Origin of the sequence: Streptomyces swartbergensis (assembly GCF_002148965.1) — a bacterium.
Lineage (GTDB): Bacteria > Actinomycetota > Actinomycetes > Streptomycetales > Streptomycetaceae > Streptomyces > Streptomyces swartbergensis.
The window spans coordinates 1-17,051 of sequence record NZ_NGFN01000182.1 but is presented as its reverse complement, the minus strand read 5'-3'; the positions used below and the strand labels follow the sequence as shown (position 1 = coordinate 17,051).

The following is a 17,051-nucleotide window of genomic DNA, read 5'->3' as shown; positions in this document are numbered from 1 at the left end:
GGTTGGGCCTCGGCGTTGCACGGGTGGCCGGCCGAGGGGACGTCCGGGCGCTCGTGCGCTTCTGCGGCGGGCCGCGCGTGCCCGGCGGAGGGCAACGGCTCGTCGGCGACTGGTTGCGCTGCGTCGACGGTGGGTCGTGGCTCAGCCGGGTCGACGGTGGGTCGTGGCTCAGCCGGGGGTCGCGGCTCGACGGTGGCGGTCACGGGGTCCGCGGGGACCGGATCAGCGGTAACCAGGTCGGTCGTGACCGGATGAACGGTAACCGCGTCGCCGGTAACCGGGGCCGTCGTGACCGGATGAACGGTAACCGCGTCGCCGGTAACCGGGGCCGTCGTGACCGGATGATCGGTAACCGCGTCGGCGGTGACCGGGGCCGTCGTGACCGGATGATCGGTAACCGCGTCGGCGGTGACCGGGGCCGTCGTGATCGGATGAACGGTAACCGCGTCGCCGGTGACCGGGTCCGTCGTGATCGGATGAACGGTAACCGCGTCGCCGGTAACCGGGGCCGGCTTCGACGCGTCGAGGGTGGGTCGCGGCTCACTATTGGCGACCTGGGGCGCAATCGTCGCCCGGTGCGCGTCGGCGACGTGCCCTGGCTCGGGACCCGTGCAATCCGGCTCCACGCCGACGCGCTCGAGCGTGTCGGCAGACGATCGCGCTGCGTCGGTCCTGTGCAACTCGCCCGCCGTCTGCCCCGCCTTGCCCAGGCCCGGGGCGCTGCCGCCATGCGGCTCGTCCGCCCGCACTGCTCCCGCCCCGGGCCCCATGTCACCGATCTCGTCCGCCAGTTGATGTACGACGATGCCGTGGCGGAACGCCGTCTCGCCGATCTCCGCACAGGTACTGCCGTACACGGAGAGGCGGTTGCCCTCTTCTCGTACGACCTCGACGGAGCGCTGCGCGGTGCGGGCCTGCTTGGCCAGGAGGGCCGCCAGACGGGCCGCGTGCGGGCTGCGTACGGCGACCCGGGGACGCAGGCGGGTACGCGAGAAGTCCGCGGCCTCCTGGTCGGCCACGAGCCTGCCCTGTTCCAGCGTGACGACGCGGTCGGCGGTGCGCGCGGCCTCCTTGGGGTCGGCCGTGGTGAACAGGATCGTGCCGCCCTGGGCGGCGTGGGCGCGCAGCATGCCGTGCAGCCAGTGGCCCTCGCGAACGGACAGCCCCTCGGCTGGGCCGTCGAGGACGAGCGTGTGCGGGTCGGCCAGGAGGGCGCAGGCAAGGCCCAGGCGGCGGTCCATGCCGCGTGAGAGGGTGCCGAGGCGTTCGTCGCGCAGGCTCACGAGCCCCACCGCCTCGAGCACTTCGTCGGCGCGCCGGGCTTGGACCCCTGCGGCGGCACACAGCATGCGCAGATGACCGCGGACCGTGCGGGCCGGGTGCCCCGGCACGTCGCCCAGCAGCACACCGACCTCGCGCGAGGGATGGGCGATGCGGTGCAGGGGACGGCCCCGGAAGTAGGTGACGCCACGGCCCTGTTGGAGTTCCAGCATGAGTCTGAGAACTGTCGTCTTACCGGCGCCCGGCGCTCCGAGCAGCGCGGTGACGCGGCCCGCTCGCGCCTCGAAGGAGACGTCGTCGGCTGCGGGCGGAAGCTCTTTGCGGGGGTTGCTGGTCAGTCCGAAGGCCTGGATCACTCGCAGCAAGATAGCGCGCTATGTCCGGTTTTTCGGGCAGCACGAGGCCTGCCTCTGTCACGACAGTCACCCTTGTCCGGGCAGCGGGCGCGTGCGTTCCGGACCCGGCGTCACACCTCGGGGCGCAGCATCGGGGGGTTGAGCAGAGTCGCGCCACCGGCACGGAAGAGCTGAGCCGGGCGGCCGCCCTGACGGGTGGTCGTCCCACCGGTGGGGACGAGGAAGCCCGGTGTGCCCGTGACCTTGCGATGGAAGTTGCGCGGGTCGAGCGCCACGCCCCACACCGCCTCGTAGACACGGCGCAGCTCTCCGACGGTGAACTCGGGAGGGCAGAACGCAGTGGCCAGCGACGAGTACTCGATCTTCGAGCGAGCGCGCTCCACTCCGTCCGACAGGATCTGCGCGTGGTCGAACGCGAGCGGCGCGACCGGTTCGGCGTCACGCCCGTAGCCGCCCTGCCGGAGCAGTTCCTCCACCGGAGCCCAGCGCGCGTTGCTGGCGTCGCCGCCTGCCCTGGGCGCGGGCAGGTCGGGAGCGAGCGCGAGGTGGGCGACACTGACGACCCGCATCCTGGGGTCTCGCTTGGGGTCGCCGTAGGTGGCGAGCTGTTCCAGGTGCGCCCCGTTGTCCTGGGCGGGGACGGACGGGTCGTGGACGCGCAGCCCGGTCTCCTCGGCCAGCTCGCGTGCCGCGGCCTGCGCCAGGTCCTCGTCGGCCCGCACGAATCCGCCGGGGAGCGCCCAACGCCCCTGGAACGGCGGTTCGCCCCTGCGTACCGCCAGCGCGCACAGGGCATGGCGGCGCACGGTCAGCACGACCAGGTCCACGGTGACGGCAAAGGGCGGAAACGCTGACGGGTCGTAGGGCATGCGGCGATCATAGTCGTCTGCCTGACGATAAGCACTCCCTTCGCCGGTCGCATCGGCGACTGATCCACTTCGGTCGGATATGGACTTCACTGTCCGGCAGGTTGTTCCGACAGTTGAACGTTGCACCAGGTCACACCCCCAGTTGGAGTCCGTCGGCCGCCTCCTCGACCATGGCGAGGCCGAGCCGACTGACGCGCACGGAGAACGGGGCACCCGCGATCCGCAGCCCCGTGAAACCGATCTCGCCCAGCGGCGCGCTCCGCATGGGGCGCAGGGTGACCGTCCCGGCCGGGGCGTCGGGGCGGATGCCGACGAGCGTGGTCAGCAGCAGTACTCCGGCAGCCGCGGACGTGGCCGCCGGGCGGCAGGCCGCCGGGTGCGGGAGGGGAGCGCTCCCCTCCGTGCGCTGTTCCCCCGCGTACATGTCGGGCAGCCGGTGGGTGAAGGTCTCGGCGGCCGCGAGTACGCCGCGCAGCAGCGAGGTCGCCTCCTTCTCGTATCCGGCGGCGGCCAGGCCCGCGACGGCGAGTGCGGTCTCTTGTACCCGTACGGCCCCGGCGCGGTGGCCGAACGGATTGAATCCCGGTTCCTTCGCGCCCAGTCCGCGCAGACCCCAGCCCGAGTCCATGACAGGGCTGCCGAGCAACCGGGCGAGGATCTCGGTCTGAACCTTGTCGAGCAGACCCGGCGCCAAGGCGCCTTCGCCCAGCAGGCCGGTGTCGAGGAGGTGGACGGCGGCCGCGCCAAGATGAGGCACGGGCCTGCCGTCCGGGGCACGGGCTGCCGCGGGCCGGCCGCCCCCGATGTCGTCGACCCAGAAGTCCCTGCGAAAGGCGGTTCTCAAGGACTGCGCCCACTGCCGGAGTGCCGCTCCGCCCGTGCGGCCGCAGGCGTCCAGCAGATCGGCGCCGAGGAGCGCGGCACGGTGGGCGTGCGCCTGTGTCTCGCAGCGGACGAGATCGCCGGGGTGGGCGTCGCGCAGGTACGTGCCGTCGCCCGCGGTGGTTCGCAGCCAGGTCAGACAGCGCTCGGCGGCCGGCAGCAGTTCCTCCGTCTCCTGCTCGCCCAGGCCCCAGCGGCGGGCCTCGGCGAGCAGTGCGGCGAAGAGCAGCGTGGCCTCCGTGCCGGTGCACTGCGGCGGAAGGTGCGGGCCTGCGTCCCGTCTCGGGCCGGGAATCATCCCGAACTGTGGCCCCGAGCCGGTGAGTTGGGTACGGGCGAGGATCCGCAGCGTCCCCGCTGCCAGGCCCGTACCGAGCGGCAGGGCCATCCGGGCGGCCACGAGCGCGTCGGCGGGGGCCAGACCGCAGCGCCAGGGTGCCCCGGCCGCGAGGTGGGTGTCGGCGGGGTTCGCGGAATCACGCAGCAGGAGGGCCTGGAGGTCCTCGATGCTCGTTCTCAGGAGTGCGGGGACTCTGGGGTCGTCGCCTTCGGCTCGCGCGGCGGCGAGGGGGCTGGTCGCCGCGCGGCCCACGGCTCGGAGGGGACCGGCGCCGTCCGGCCGCACCCGCAGTTCCACGCTTCTGCTGCCGCCCGGCGGCAGGTCGAGCTCCCACCGCAACAGCCCGGCCGAGGCCAGGGCGTCCGAGGGAGGCGGTGCCGCCGTGACGGACGCATTGCCGGTGGCGCAGGACCAGCGCAGGCCGGAGTCATGGACGCTCGCGGGCAGTTCGGGTCCGGCGCGGCCCGAGGCGATCGATCCGAGGTCGGCCAGGTCCGTGCCCAGGGACACCTCGACCGGCAGACGCAGCGGACGGGGTGCCGCGCTGTGGAAGGTGATCCGCTCCGTGCCGTCCGCGAGACGGTTGCGTTCCACGACGACGTCCGGATCCGGGCCTGCCTGCGGTGACGTGCGGAGCGTGCCCACGAACCTGGCGCGGTCGGCGGCAGCCATGCGGGCCTGCACGGCGAGCGGTTCCCGCCCGGCCACGCGGATCTCGCACCGGGAGAGCAGGCGCCGGCCGGCGCGATAGAAGCCTTCCAGCCCCTGGCCCGTCATCTGCCCTTCCTGCGTCGAGATGGCCAGTCCGGGAAGCGCGACGCAGATCATCATGGTGTGGGCGGGCGGCAGGTCGGCGGACCAGCGCAGTCCGGGGATCGTGGCGCCCCGGGGAGGGCTGGCGGGCTGCCCCGTGGGGGACGGGCCCCGGCTTTGAGGCAAGGGCGGCGGGGGCGAGCCGTACCCCGACGCGACACCAGGACGACGGTTCCGGCCCGTCCCCTGGGGGGACGAACGGCCCCGGTCCGAAGTCGAGGGCGGACGCGAGCCAGGGCCGGTGGGCGGCGAGGCGGGTGAGGCAACTCCGGGGAACCTGGGCCCGAATCCGTCGACACGTGCCACCGGCCGCGGAGGGGCGTCCTGGTCTCCCGACCGCGGAGCCCCGGCTCCGGCCCCGGGCAGGCCGGGGGCCGACGAGAGGGACGGCGGAGGCCCGCCCGGGGCGTGGCGGTCATCGGCGGCTGAGGAGGGCGGAGTCGGCTGATGCATGGAGGGGCTTCCTCTGCGCTCTGTGCGCCTCGATCGAGTTCGGCGCCGGTGCCGGAGGGCTCCGACGGGGCAGGGGCAGTGCGGCGTCACGCCCCGTCCAGGCGTTCCGCCACTCAGGTGAACGGCGTGAACCTCCTCCGGGTCACGCCCGCGTCCCCGCCCCGGGCGCGTCGAGGCCGCCAGGAGGACGCTCACTCCTCCCCCTCCGTCTGCGTGCTCCGGCCGGGCTGTACGCCTTCCTGGCCCGTGTCCCGGCACGGCAGGGCCGCCTTCCGCGACGTACGCGCACGCGTACCGCCCGGGTGTGCACTGCCGGACCGCGCAACACCCGCGGTCGCTCGGCCGGTAGGGGTGCCCGCTTCTACGACACCGGTAGGGCGCGTGGTACCCGTCGGAGTACGCCGACGGGGCGCCCGCGCACTCGGGACGCGGTCTCCTGCGCGGGCACCGCTCGGGGTCACGCCGGCGGCACCGGCGGAATGGGCGGAACGGGTGCGGCGTCGACGGCGTGAGGGCACCGCTGTGGACGCGGATGCGGGCTCCGGCTCGAACTCGGGCGCGGCTGCCTCACCCGTGGCGACCTCGTCGGCGTCCGGCCGAGCCGGGGAGCTGGCCTTCTGTGCGACGGGGCTGTCCACCCGCCCGGCGGAGTCGTCCGCCCGGGCCGGGGTACTGCCCACCGGCCCGGCGGAGTCGTCCGCCCGGGCGAGGGAGCCGCCCACACGCTCGCCATTCTCGTCCGCCCGGGCCGAGGAGCCACCCGTCCGAGCATCCAGGCCGACGGCCTGCAAGCCGACGGCGCCGTCGGCCCGAGCGCCCAAACCATCCGCCCGAGCATCCGAGCCGACAGCTCCCGGGCTCCCCCGGCCTTCGCGTTCCGCTCGCAGGCAGCTGCGGATCGACTCCGGGTCCAGGCCCTCGTTGCAGGCCTGGTGCAGGAGACGGGCGAAGAGATAGTCGGGATCCGCGCTCAGGGCCATGGCGAGGGCTTCCCGGGCCTCCAGTTCGTCGCCGGTGGACCAGGCGACCCAGCCGGCGAGAGTGAGCGGAGCAGCGGCGTGCTCGCCGTAGGATCCGACGCAGCGGCGTGCCAGCGACCGCCACAGGCGCAGGGCGCGTCCGGCCTCGTCGCCCTCCATCCACTCGGCCGCACGGTCACGGGTCGCGCGGTCCTGGAGGCCGAGGATCAGCCGGGCTGCCTCGTCGTGCCGGAGAAGTTCATCGTCGCGGAGATCCGCCAGGAGCATGCCGGAGACGGGCTGTGCCCCGGCGAAGCGGTCCAGGATCCGCCCGGCCAGTTCCAGTGTCTCGTCGGCCACCTCGGCACGGCCGGCGTCGTCCAGGATCCTCGGGACCAGCGCCAGGCTGGCGTTGTCCAGGGCGGTCTCCTGCTCGAGAGCGGCGGCGTTCTCCCAGGGGAGGAGCCGGGCCCGCAGCTCCCGCAGCGTGCCGCGTACCTGGATCCCCGCGTAGGTGGCAGCGGCGGCCAGCACCGATGTGCCCGGCAGGCCCATGGGGGCTCCCTCGGGCGAGCAGCATGTCGCGTTGTCACAGCAGTACGACCAGTAACGGCCGTCGGAGATGCACAGCGCCTCGACCACCGTCACGTCCAGGGAACCGCACTCCACACGCAGCATGTGGGCCAGCGGCCTCAGCCGCTCCATGACCTGTCGGCCGGACTCGCCCTTCTCCGGTTCCTGGCAGAGGAAGGCGACCATCGACTCGGGGCGGGCACCTCGGCGCTCGCTGCCCTTCACCAGGCCGTGGGCCAGTTGCCGGGCCGCTGACGGCCAGTCGTCCGCGTTCGCGGGGATGCCGAGCCTGGCCCGGCCCCCGAACCGCCCGCGTCCGTCCCTGTCGTGCAGGGCGACCAGGACGATGCTGTCCTCGGGGCGGTATCCGAGCAGATACGGGAGGGCGTCGGCCAGTTCCGCCGGGGTACGCAGGGTGACCTGGTGCTCGCCGCCGTGGCCGTCGTACGCGGGGCTGGGGACGTGCGGCCCGGTCCTGTCGCTTCCCCGCTTGTCCTGTCCACCGTCCTTGTGCCTGCCGTGCGCGTCGGGCCTGGTGATGTCGCCGTTTTCGGAGGATCCAGTCGTTTCGCTGTGGTTCGTCATGCGAAGACGATCTCGCGAAATCCGAAGCTCCGCTTGACCCTGTGGATAACTCCGATCAGGGACACGTCACTCGAAACGGGAGGCGCCTGATTACCCCGCGCACCGCTCGCGCTGTCAGTGCAGTCCTGTTGTATGGAACGCATGGAGCACACGAGCAACGCGGATCTCCGGGCAGCGGCCGACACGGTCCTCGCCCGTCTCGTCGGGGACGTCTCGGGAACGGCCCGGCTGCGCGAGGACCAGTGGCGGGCGATCGAGGCACTGGTCGCCGACAGACGCCGCGCCCTGGTCGTCCAGCGCACGGGCTGGGGCAAGTCCGCGGTCTACTTCGTGGCGACCTCGCTGCTGCGGGCCCAGGGCAGCGGTCCGACCGTGATCGTGTCCCCGCTGCTCGCGCTCATGCGGAACCAGGTCGAGGCGGCGGCCCGGGCGGGCATCCACGCCCGGACCATCAACTCCTCCAACACCGAGGAGTGGGAGGCCGTTCAGGACGAGATCGCCGCGGGTGAGGTCGACGTCCTGCTGGTGAGTCCCGAGCGGCTGAACAACCCGGACTTCCGGGACCAGGTGCTGCCCCGGCTGGCGGCCGCCACGGGGCTGCTGGTGGTGGACGAGGCGCACTGCATCTCCGACTGGGGCCACGACTTCCGGCCGGACTACCGCCGGCTGCGCACCATGCTCGCCGACCTCCCGCCCGGTGTGCCGGTGCTCGCGACGACCGCCACCGCCAACGCGCGCGTGACGGCCGACGTCGCGGAACAGCTCGGCACCGGCGGCAGTTCGGACGCCCTCGTGCTGCGGGGCCCGCTGGACCGGGACAGCCTGAGTCTGAGCGTGCTACGGCTGTCCGACGCCGCGCACCGAATGGCCTGGCTCGCCGAACACCTCGACGAACTGCCGGGTTCCGGAATCATCTACACGCTCACCGTCGCCGCCGCCGAGGAGGTCACCACCTTCCTCCGGCAGCGCGGGCACACGGTCGCCTCGTACACGGGCAAGACGGAGAACGCCGACCGTCAGCAGGCAGAGGAGGATCTGCTCGCCAACAAGGTGAAGGCGCTGATCGCCACCTCCGCGCTCGGTATGGGCTTCGACAAGCCCGACCTGGGTTTCGTGGTGCACCTCGGGTCGCCCTCCTCCCCCATCGCCTACTACCAGCAGGTGGGCCGCGCGGGACGCGGTGTGGAGCACGCCGAGGTGCTCCTGCTCCCCGGGAAGGAGGACGAGGCGATCTGGGAGTACTTCGCGTCGCTCGCCTTCCCCTCGGAAGAGCTGGTGCGCCGCACGCTCGACGTCCTCGCGCACGCGGAGAAGCCTCTGTCGCTGCCCGCCCTGGAGCCCCTGGTGGAGCTGCGCCGCTCCCGCCTGGAGTCGATGCTCAAGGTCCTCGACGTGGACGGGGCGGTCAAGCGGGTCAAGGGGGGCTGGATCGCGACCGGACAGCCCTGGACGTACGACGCCGAGCGGTACGCGTGGGTGGCGCGTCAGCGCAAGGCCGAGCAGCAGGCGATGCGCGAGTACGCCTCGACGGCCGACTGCCGGATGGAGTTCTTGCAGCGCCAGCTGGACGACGAGGCCGCCAAGCCGTGCGGTCGCTGCGACAACTGCGCGGGCCCGCGCTTCACCGCGGACATGTCCGAGGAAGCGCTCGACGCGGCGCGCGTGGACCTGGGGCGGGCGGGTGTCGAGGTGGACCCCCGCCGGATGTGGCCGACCGGCTTGCCGGCGATCGGAGTGGACCTCAAGGGACGTATCCCGGTCGGTGAACAGGCCGCGTCCGGACGCGCGTTGGGGCGCCTGTCGGACATCGGCTGGGGCAACCGGCTGCGGCCCATGCTCGCGCCCCAGGCACCCGACGGGCCCGTGCCGGACGACGTGGCGAAGGCCGTGGTGGACGTGCTGGCCGACTGGGCCAAGGGACCCGGCGGCTGGGCCCCGGGTGTGCCGGACCCGCAGCCCCGCCCGGTGGGCGTCGTCACCGTCGCCTCGCGCACCCGGCCCCGGTTGATCCACTCCCTTGGAGCGCGCATCGCGGAGGTCGGCCGGCTGCCGCTGCTGGGCACCGTCGAATACACGGGCGACGTGTACCCGGGACCCCGGAGCAACAGCGCCCAGCGGCTGAAGGCGCTCCACGGGGCACTGGCCGTGCCGCCCGCTCTCGCGTCCGCCCTCGCCGAGTCCCAGGGCCCGGTCCTCCTCGTGGACGACTACACGGAGACCGGCTGGACCCTCGCGGTCGCAGCCCGCATGCTCCGGCGCTCCGGCGCGCAGGGGGTGTTGCCGCTGGTGCTGGCCGTGCAGGGCTGACCGCGCGTCGAGAGCCACGGCCGTCACACCCTGGCCGGGCATCGGCCCCCTGACCGGGGCACCGCCACCTGCCCGGTCGCGCACACCTCTGGACGCCGCGCACCCCCGTGACGTACGAACGTGTCGTGCTCGAACGCCCCATGGGTGGCCCGGCGACGCACAGGGTGGGGATATTAGCCGCGCATCATCTGATAACGGTCGGCTGCCCCAATTGCTCGTTGCCGCATTCAAGTTCGACAGGAAGAATTGAGGTCCGCTCCCGCACGGTACGACCGCCGATCCGGTAGGTCCTCACTGCGGTGCGCGCTCCCAGAATCCGACCCCGCCCGCAGTGTGGGCGCGTAGCCGAAGGGAGGACCGTGACCTTCGGATTCGCTCCGGCCTCGGCAGCGGCGTCGACGTCCGCCGCTTCCGCCAACCGCTTGCTCGAACCCGCAGAATGGGCCGCCGCCGGGATCCCGCTGCTCCGCAACCCTCGTGAAGTCGTCAGCGGACTGCACGCCCGGCACCACCCGCAGCCGGCGACCGCAGTCATCGCCGTGCTCGACCCGGACGAGCGGCTGCGGGCGAGCGCCTCGTTCGTGCGCCGTCCGGCTCCGGCCGACGGCTGGATGTTCCGCAACGTGCTGCTGGCGCAGTTGCGCCGGATCATCCCGCACGATCTGCGGCGCCGCACACCGGTGCGCACCGCCGTGCTGCTCTACTGCCGTGAGGGCGACGCCCGTTGGACGGAGGAGGACGGCGCGTGGATGTGGGGGCTGCGCGATGCCTGCACTCTGCACGGGCTGCGCTGCGGGGCGTACATCACGCTGACCCGTGACGGCTGGCAGGTGCTCGGCGAGGGCCGCGGCGGACGCCGCCCTCACTCGGCCTCGGCACCGGAGCCGTTCGACACGTCGGAGGCACCGCCGCCGCTGCCACGCACCGGTGGCGCCGCCTCCGAGGTGCTGCGCCGCGCTGCGGCGGCACGCTGAGGCCCTGGGCAGACCGTTCCGCACGGACTCGGGGCCGAACGCCGACGCGCGGCATGCCACGGTGGCCTCGACGGACACTCGGAATGAGCACCCCGGACGAGGCTGAGGCCACCCGGGCAAGACCCGTGCGCAGCCCCGCCCTTCGCCCTCCGGGCACGCCGAACCAGCCGCCGTGCGGAGCCGCCGGAGCGGCGCCCGAAGTCAGCCACCGGCGCCCTGCCGGACGCCACGACACCGACTCAGACGCTCGTGCCCAGCACCGAGTTGATCCGCTGCGGATCACCGCAGACGATCAGCAGGGCGGTGGCCCGGGAGTGGGCCAGGGACAGGGCGCTCGCGGCTGCGGCCTCGGCACCGCCGTTGACGGCGACCACGACCACCGGACGAGACGCGGCGCGGCCGGCGACGGTGGCGTCCGTGTAGAAGACGTCGTCACCGGCGTCGTGCTGGGCCCAGTAGGAGGTCTCACCGAAGGACAGCTCGTGGGCGGCCCACGGGTGCTGTTCGCCGGTCGTGATCACCAGGACGTCGCCGGGGGCGCGACCGGACTCCAGGAGCAGGTCCACAGCCTCCTCGGCGGCGTCGAGCGCGCCTTCGGCGGATGCCGGGATCAGCTGGATCTGCGGGGCGGCCGGAGCAGTGGCGCCGGCTGCCGGGCCCGACGGACCGGGCTGGGCGGCCGCGTCACGCGGCGTGCGCTGCACCGGCGGCGCGGGCCGGAGAGGACCGGGACGACCGGGACGCGACGGAGCCGCGGGGCGGGGGCCGGGTACGGGGCGAGGGGTCGGCGCGGTGCGGCCGCTGGCCGGAGTGGCGCGGGGACCCTGGGCACTCTCGTAAATCTGAGGCTCCTCGGGAATGAGAGGCATGGGTTGATATTTATCAAACGTTGGTACGGCCCGCTTCAGCGGGTGGCGCATGCGTGCGAACGAAACCGTCAGAAATCGAAGCCGAGCTGACCCTCGATTTCCGGAACGCTTCCGTCCGTACAGCTGCGGACCTTCTTGAGGTGCCGCCACTGGGGCAGCGCATCAAGATACGCCCACGACAACCGGTGGTAGGGGGTGGGGCCCCGCTCCGCCAGTGCGGTCTTGTGCACGGGTGAGGGATACCCGGCGTTGTCCGCAAAACCGAAGTCTGCATGGTCGATACCCAGTTCGGCCATCATTTTGTCGCGCTGGACCTTGGCGATCACCGAGGCCGCCGCGACCGCCACGCACGACTGGTCGCCCTTGATCACTGTACGGACCCGCCAGGGTGCGCCGAGGTAGTCGTGCTTCCCGTCGAGGATGACCGCGTCGGGGCGGACCGGCAGGGCGTCCAGGGCACGGCCCGCGGCGAGCCGTAGCGCGGCCGTCATCCCGAGCTCGTCTATCTCCTCCGGGGAGGCGTGCCCCAAGGCGTACGACGTCACCCACTGCCGCAGTTCCTCGGCGAGTTCGGTGCGTCGCTTGATGGTGAGCAGCTTCGAGTCGGTGAGACCCTCGGGCGGCCGGCGCAGTCCGGTGATCGCCGCGCAGACGGTGACGGGACCGGCCCACGCGCCGCGCCCCACCTCGTCGACACCTGCAACGATCTTCGCTCCGGTCGTGGCTCGAAGGGAGCGCTCGACGGTGTGAGTAGGCGGTTCGTACGGCATGGCGCCCCTAGGTTACGCCGCCCGGAACCGCCCGCGACACCCCGGTCGGACCCGGCGATGTCACGGCTCGCCCCGGCCCCTGTCAGTCGCCGCTCGACCGCAGCAGCGGAACCATCAACTGGTCGATCATCTCCTCGATTTCCCGGTCCTGCCATTCGCAGCCGCACATCTTGGAGCGGTACATCATCATCGCCGGGATGGCGTCGAAGACGTATCCGTTCGCAGCATCGGAACGCACCTCGCCTCGCGCGATCCCGCGCTCGATGACCTCCCGCAACATCTTGATCGTGGGCTCCACGACCCCGTCGAAGATCACGGCGTGGAAGCGCTCCGCCTGTGTCGTGTCGCATTCGTGAATCACTGAGCGAAGCGCGAAACCCGGACGGGAGAACATCGCGTCACGGGCTCGTCGGCACAGCGCCAAGAGGTCCTCACGCACGCTCCCCTCGTCCGGTACCGCGTCGAAGTGCGGCAGTCCGGCACGCAGGGCGTCGGCGACGAGGTCCTCCTTGGACGGCCATCGCCGGTAGACAGCTGCCTTTCCGGTCTGGGCGCCGGCGGCGACGCCTTCCATCGTCAGGCCGTTCCAGCCGACGGTGCTGAGTTGATCCAGCGCGGCGTCGAGGATCGCGCGTTCGAGCACGGCGCCGCGGCGGCGGGCGGCCGTCTGAGCGGGGGCGTCCGCCCAGCTCGGGGTAACCATCGAACTCTCTCCAACGAGCAGAAGAAGCGGGGATTTCAGGGACAGGGCACCTGCCGAACGGCAGTAAAGGGGGACGTGCCGCACGACGACGCCACAAGTGAACGCTTGCGTTCACTGTCGGGGACTCACTACCGTTGAGCCGAAAGTGAACGCGAGCGTTCACTAACGCACTCGTGGGGGACCCATAGTGACAACCTCTCCATTGCTCAAGGACCAGAAGCCAGGTGCGGCACGCCGGGAGGGACGCCCCGGCATCGCCCTCACCGTCATCGCGGCCTGCCAACTCATGGTGGTACTCGACGCGACGATTGTGAACATCGCGCTCCCGCACATTCAAGACGCACTCAAGTTCAGCACCACCGACCTCACCTGGGTCGTCAGCTCCTACACACTCACTTTCGGCGGTCTGCTGCTTCTCGGCGGCCGCGCCGGCGACCTCCTCGGGCGCCGCCGGGTGTTCATGACCGGCATCCTGCTCTTCACCTTCGCCTCGCTGCTCGGCGGGCTCGCCCAGGAGCCGTGGCAGCTGCTGGCCGCGCGGGTCCTCCAGGGCGTGGGAGGCGCGATCGCGTCGCCCACCTCGCTGGCGCTCATCACCACCACGTTCCCCGAAGGCCCGGAGCGCAACCGGGCCTTCGGTGTCTTCGCCGCGGTGTCCGCGGGTGGTGGTGCCATCGGCCTGCTCGCGGGCGGCATGCTCACCGAGTGGCTCGACTGGCGCTGGGTGCTCTTCGTGAACGTGCCGATCGGCATGCTGATCGCCATGCTCACTCCGCTCTACATCGGCGAGTCCGAACGGCACACCGGCCGCTTCGACATAGCGGGCGCGGTGACCTCGACCGCGGGCATGGCGGCCCTCGTCTACGGCTTCATCCGGGCGGCGGACGAAGGCTGGCGGGACAGCCTCACCATCGGGTCCTTCGCCGCCGCGGTGGTCCTGCTGCTGGCCTTCGGGATCATCGAGTCCCGGGCCAAGGAGCCGATCACCCCGCTGCGGATGTTCACCGACCGGAACCGCTCGGGCACGTACGTGATCATGCTGAGCCTCGCGGCGGCGATGTTCGGCATGTTCTTCTACATCGTGCTGTTCGTGCAGAACGTGCTCGGCTACAGCCCGATCGAGGCGGGGCTCGCCTTCCTGCCCGTGACGGTCGTGATCGCGCTCGGCGCCGGTCTGTCGCAGCGGTTCCTGCCGGTGCTGGGCCCGAAGCCGTTCATGCTCCTGGGATCGGCGCTCGCGGCGGTCGGACTGGCCTGGCAGGCGCTCATCAGCTCCGACAGCTCGTACGTCGGGGGGATCCTCGGTCCGATGCTGGTGTTCGGCTTCGGCATGGGGCTGAACTTCGTGACGCTCACGCTCACCGCCGTCTCCGGTGTCGCCCAGCACGAGGCGGGCGCCGCATCCGGACTGCTCAACACCACGCAGCAGGTGGGCGGATCGCTGGGTCTGTCCATCCTGACGACCGTCTTCGGCACGGCGACCAGGGACGAGGCGGAGAAGCAGCTTCCGCAGTTCATGGCCGAGGGCTCTGCGGAGCAGAAGGCGGAGTTCGCCACGACACATCAGCTGCCCGCGCCGTGGGGGCACCAGGTGCTGGCCGAGGGCATCTCCGCTGCCTTCATCCCGGCCGCGGCCATGGCCGTCCTCGCCCTGGCCACCGCCTGGCTGGTGATCCGGGTCCGCAAGAGCGACCTCGAGGCGCTCTCCGGCTCGGCCGGGCCGGGGCTGGGCTGACGCAACGGCATCGCGAGACGACTTCGGCGGCCCGTCGGCAGGCTGGAAGCAGGCCTGCCGGCGGCTGCTGGGCCGACCCGTGACCGGCCGCCGATGTCCCACGTGGCGTGCGAACGCGTCCCACCAGTGGATCAGAACAGCGAGCAGGACCTCCATGATCACACCCTTCACGCTCCCCGTAGGCACCTCCCGCGTGAGCGGCCTCATGGCTCGCACAGCGGATGTCACGACAACGGACAGCCGGTCACGGAGAGTTCCCGGCGTGCACGGAGAGTTTCGGGTCGCGAGGCGGATGGACCCGAGACCGATGCAGGAGAGTTCTGATCGCTGAACCGACGCGGGAGAGCTCTGACCGCTAGACCGACGTGGGTACCCAGTCCGGCAGCGGCTCCGTCCGCTCCGCCCACTCGGCGGGCGGCGCCCCCGCCTTCCCGGAAGCGATCACGCCGCCCACGATGGCACAGGTGGTGTCGACGTCCCCACCGGCCTGGGCGGTCGTCCAGAACGCCTGCTGGTAGTCACCGAGGCTTCGCGCGGCCGACCAGAGGGCGAAAGGCACGGTGTCGTGGGCGGTCGTCCGCCGTCCGCATCCCAGGACCGCCGCGACCGTGGCCGGGTCGCCGTAGTCGAGCATGTCCCGGGCCCGGCGCAGTCCCGCACCGACCGCGCTCTTCTTCGGCACCAGGTCGATGACCCCGTCCATGAGGGCCCCGGCGCCGGGCGGCCCTCCCGGGGCGGCGGCGAACGCGGCGGCCGCGGAGACGGCCATGGCGCCCACGACGGCCTCACGATGCTGGTGGGTCGTGTAGGCCGAGATCTCCGCCTGGTGGGTCGCCTGCTCCGGGTCGTCCGCGTACCAGGCGCCCAGCGGGGCGATCCGCATCGCGGCGCCGTTGCCCCAGGACCCCTGTCCGTTGAAGAGCGCGGCGGCGAGTTCACGCCAGTCGCCGCCCTCCCGGACGAGCCGCAGCAGGCGGTTGACCGCGGGACCGTAGCCCCGGTTGAAATCGTGGTGCTCGGCGAAGGATCGCGCCAGGGCGTCCTGGTCGATGCGGCGGTGAGCGACCAGGACGGCGACGACAGAGGCGGCCATCTCCGTGTCGTCGGTCCACTGCCACGGCCCGGACGGCACCTCCCGGCGCTTCAGCAGCGGGTAGTTCACGGGCACGAAGTACTGGGAGCCCAGGGCGTCCCCGACGGACAGTCCGCGCAGGCTGGCCAGGGCGCGGTCCAGGCGCGCGTCGGGGGAGGAATCAGCGGTCATCGCCCTGCCACTCTATCCGGTGATCCCGTAGGGCTCGGGATCTCGCCAGCGCTCGAACGGCCGGTCAAGCGTGTACTTGCCGTCGTCACCGAGAACGAGCATCCGCACCTCGCCGTTCCCCGGGTTCGACAGCGACTCGAACTCGGCGACCGTCCAGTGGAACCACCGCATGCAGAACAGCCGCATGGCCAGACCGTGGGTCACGATCAGGACGTTCGGCGGGTGGTCGGGGTCCTCGAAGCTGCGGAACAAACTCTCCAGGAAGCCGCCGACCCGGTCGTAGACGTCGGCGCCGGACTCGCCCTGGGCGAAACGGTAGAAGAAGTGGCCGTACGCGTCACGGTAGGTCTTCTGGAGGCGGACCTCGTCCCGGTCCTGCCAGTTGCCCCAGTCCTGCTCGCGCAGCCGGGGTTCCTCGCGCACCCGTATGCGCCCGGGGTCGAGGCGGAAGGCGCGCAGCGTCTCGTGGGTGCGGCGGTACGGGGAGACGTACACGCTGACGCGCTCGCCGCCGAACAGCTCGCGCAGCTGCTCGCCCGTCGCCTCCGCCTGCCGCCGGCCCCGCTCGGTCAGCGCCAGGGCGTGGTCGGGTTCACGCTCGTACACGGAGTCATCAACATTGCCCGTTGACTCGCCGTGCCGGACAAGGACGATGCGCCGTGGTCGTGCCATGCCAAAACCCTAGATCGGGTGAGGGCCCGTCGAGCACACGTACCGCGCCCATACAACGTAGGTCACACACATCCTGCACCACAGATCACACTGGTCGCACACACGTCCGACCGGGATCCATCGGTCCGGGCCCGTCCGACCCACCCGAAAGTCAGACCGTCCAGCTCGGCTCCATGTCCACGACGTCCCCGGTGAGCGCCGCCACGTCCGCCTCCGTCTGGGCCCGCAGGGCGAGCCGCTCCACGCGCTCGGAACGGTACTTGCCGTGCTCGGCGGCCGACCGCCACATCGACAGCACCATGAACTCGTTCCCGGGCGCCTCGCCGAACAGTCCGCGCACCATGCCGGGCGAGCCGGCCATCGCCGGGTTCCAGACCTTCTCCTGCATCAGCACGAAGTGCTCGACCCGCTCCTCGTGGACACGGCAGAGCGCCACGCGCAACAGGTCGGCGTCCGTGAAGCGCGGTTCGAAGCCGGTCTTCACATCGAAGCGGTAGTCGAAGAGCCTGACCTGGGCGTCCTTGAACGTGCCCGACTGGGCCGACGCGAGCCGGTCGTGAGATCGCGCCATGAAGGAGTCGTAGAAGGCGCGGCTCTCCCAGAACGCGAAGACGTGCGCCACGTCCGGCCGCCCCCGGCTCCAGCC

The 17,051-nt window shown here is 71.9% G+C and carries 13 protein-coding genes; 3 read left to right on the top strand and 10 right to left on the bottom strand.

Features of this window, described 5'->3' with window-relative positions:
• From CA983_RS48140 to CA983_RS25955, 4 genes are all read right to left on the bottom strand, one after another.
• Positions 1 to 1,637: ABC transporter ATP-binding protein (locus CA983_RS48140; RefSeq protein WP_244207105.1), on the bottom strand; the 1,637-nt coding region annotated here is incomplete at its 3' end.
• A gap of 110 nt (positions 1,638 to 1,747) precedes the next feature.
• Positions 1,748 to 2,506, bottom strand: a complete 759-nt coding sequence (locus CA983_RS25965; RefSeq protein WP_010034909.1) for an NUDIX hydrolase — start codon at positions 2,504 to 2,506, stop codon at positions 1,748 to 1,750.
• A gap of 130 nt (positions 2,507 to 2,636) precedes the next feature.
• Positions 2,637 to 4,556 (bottom strand): glycogen debranching N-terminal domain-containing protein, encoded by a 1,920-nt coding sequence (locus tag CA983_RS25960; RefSeq protein WP_425276475.1) that lies wholly within the window; start codon positions 4,554 to 4,556, stop codon positions 2,637 to 2,639.
• 629 nt (positions 4,557 to 5,185) lie between these two features.
• Complete coding sequence (locus tag CA983_RS25955) at positions 5,186 to 7,111, bottom strand: DUF4192 family protein (protein ID WP_086603275.1); 1,926 nt, start codon at positions 7,109 to 7,111, stop codon at positions 5,186 to 5,188.
• 141 nt (positions 7,112 to 7,252) lie between these two features.
• Between CA983_RS25955 and CA983_RS25950 the strand changes: the two genes are divergently transcribed.
• Positions 7,253 to 9,418 carry a RecQ family ATP-dependent DNA helicase gene (locus CA983_RS25950; protein WP_086603274.1) on the top strand — a complete coding sequence of 722 codons (2,166 nt, stop codon included), beginning with the start codon at positions 7,253 to 7,255 and terminating at the stop codon, positions 9,416 to 9,418.
• Positions 9,419 to 9,777: 359 nt separating this feature from the next.
• Entirely contained in the window at positions 9,778 to 10,392 is a 615-nt protein-coding gene (locus CA983_RS25945) for a hypothetical protein (RefSeq protein WP_086603273.1), read from the top strand.
• 239 nt (positions 10,393 to 10,631) lie between these two features.
• On the opposite strand, the gene CA983_RS25940 is transcribed toward CA983_RS25945, so the two are convergent.
• The 3 genes from CA983_RS25940 to CA983_RS25930 all read right to left on the bottom strand — a co-directional run bounded on the left by CA983_RS25940 (position 10,632) and on the right by CA983_RS25930 (position 12,734).
• Complete coding sequence (locus CA983_RS25940; RefSeq protein ID WP_086603272.1) at positions 10,632 to 11,261, bottom strand: hypothetical protein; 630 nt, start codon at positions 11,259 to 11,261, stop codon at positions 10,632 to 10,634.
• 68 nt (positions 11,262 to 11,329) lie between these two features.
• The gene (locus tag CA983_RS25935; protein WP_086603271.1) at positions 11,330 to 12,031 is read right to left on the bottom strand and encodes a ribonuclease HII; all 702 of its coding nucleotides are present in this window, start codon (positions 12,029 to 12,031) and stop codon (positions 11,330 to 11,332) included.
• Positions 12,032 to 12,113: 82 nt separating this feature from the next.
• Positions 12,114 to 12,734, bottom strand: coding sequence for a TetR/AcrR family transcriptional regulator (locus tag CA983_RS25930; protein ID WP_086603270.1), 621 nt, complete (start codon positions 12,732 to 12,734; stop codon positions 12,114 to 12,116).
• 187 nt (positions 12,735 to 12,921) lie between these two features.
• On the opposite strand from CA983_RS25930, the gene CA983_RS25920 reads away from it, so the two are divergent.
• Positions 12,922 to 14,469, top strand: a complete 1,548-nt coding sequence (locus tag CA983_RS25920) for an MFS transporter (RefSeq protein ID WP_086603269.1) — start codon at positions 12,922 to 12,924, stop codon at positions 14,467 to 14,469.
• 355 nt (positions 14,470 to 14,824) lie between these two features.
• On the opposite strand, the gene CA983_RS25915 is transcribed toward CA983_RS25920, so the two are convergent.
• The 3 genes from CA983_RS25915 to CA983_RS25905 all read right to left on the bottom strand — a co-directional run.
• Positions 14,825 to 15,733 (bottom strand): ADP-ribosylglycohydrolase family protein, encoded by a 909-nt coding sequence (locus CA983_RS25915; protein WP_086603268.1) that lies wholly within the window; start codon positions 15,731 to 15,733, stop codon positions 14,825 to 14,827.
• Positions 15,734 to 15,745: 12 nt separating this feature from the next.
• Entirely contained in the window at positions 15,746 to 16,405 is a 660-nt protein-coding gene (locus CA983_RS25910; protein WP_086603267.1) for a histidine phosphatase family protein, read from the bottom strand.
• Between the two features lie 151 nt (positions 16,406 to 16,556).
• Positions 16,557 to 17,051: DUF4937 domain-containing protein (locus tag CA983_RS25905; protein WP_244207104.1), on the bottom strand; the 495-nt coding region annotated here is incomplete at its 5' end.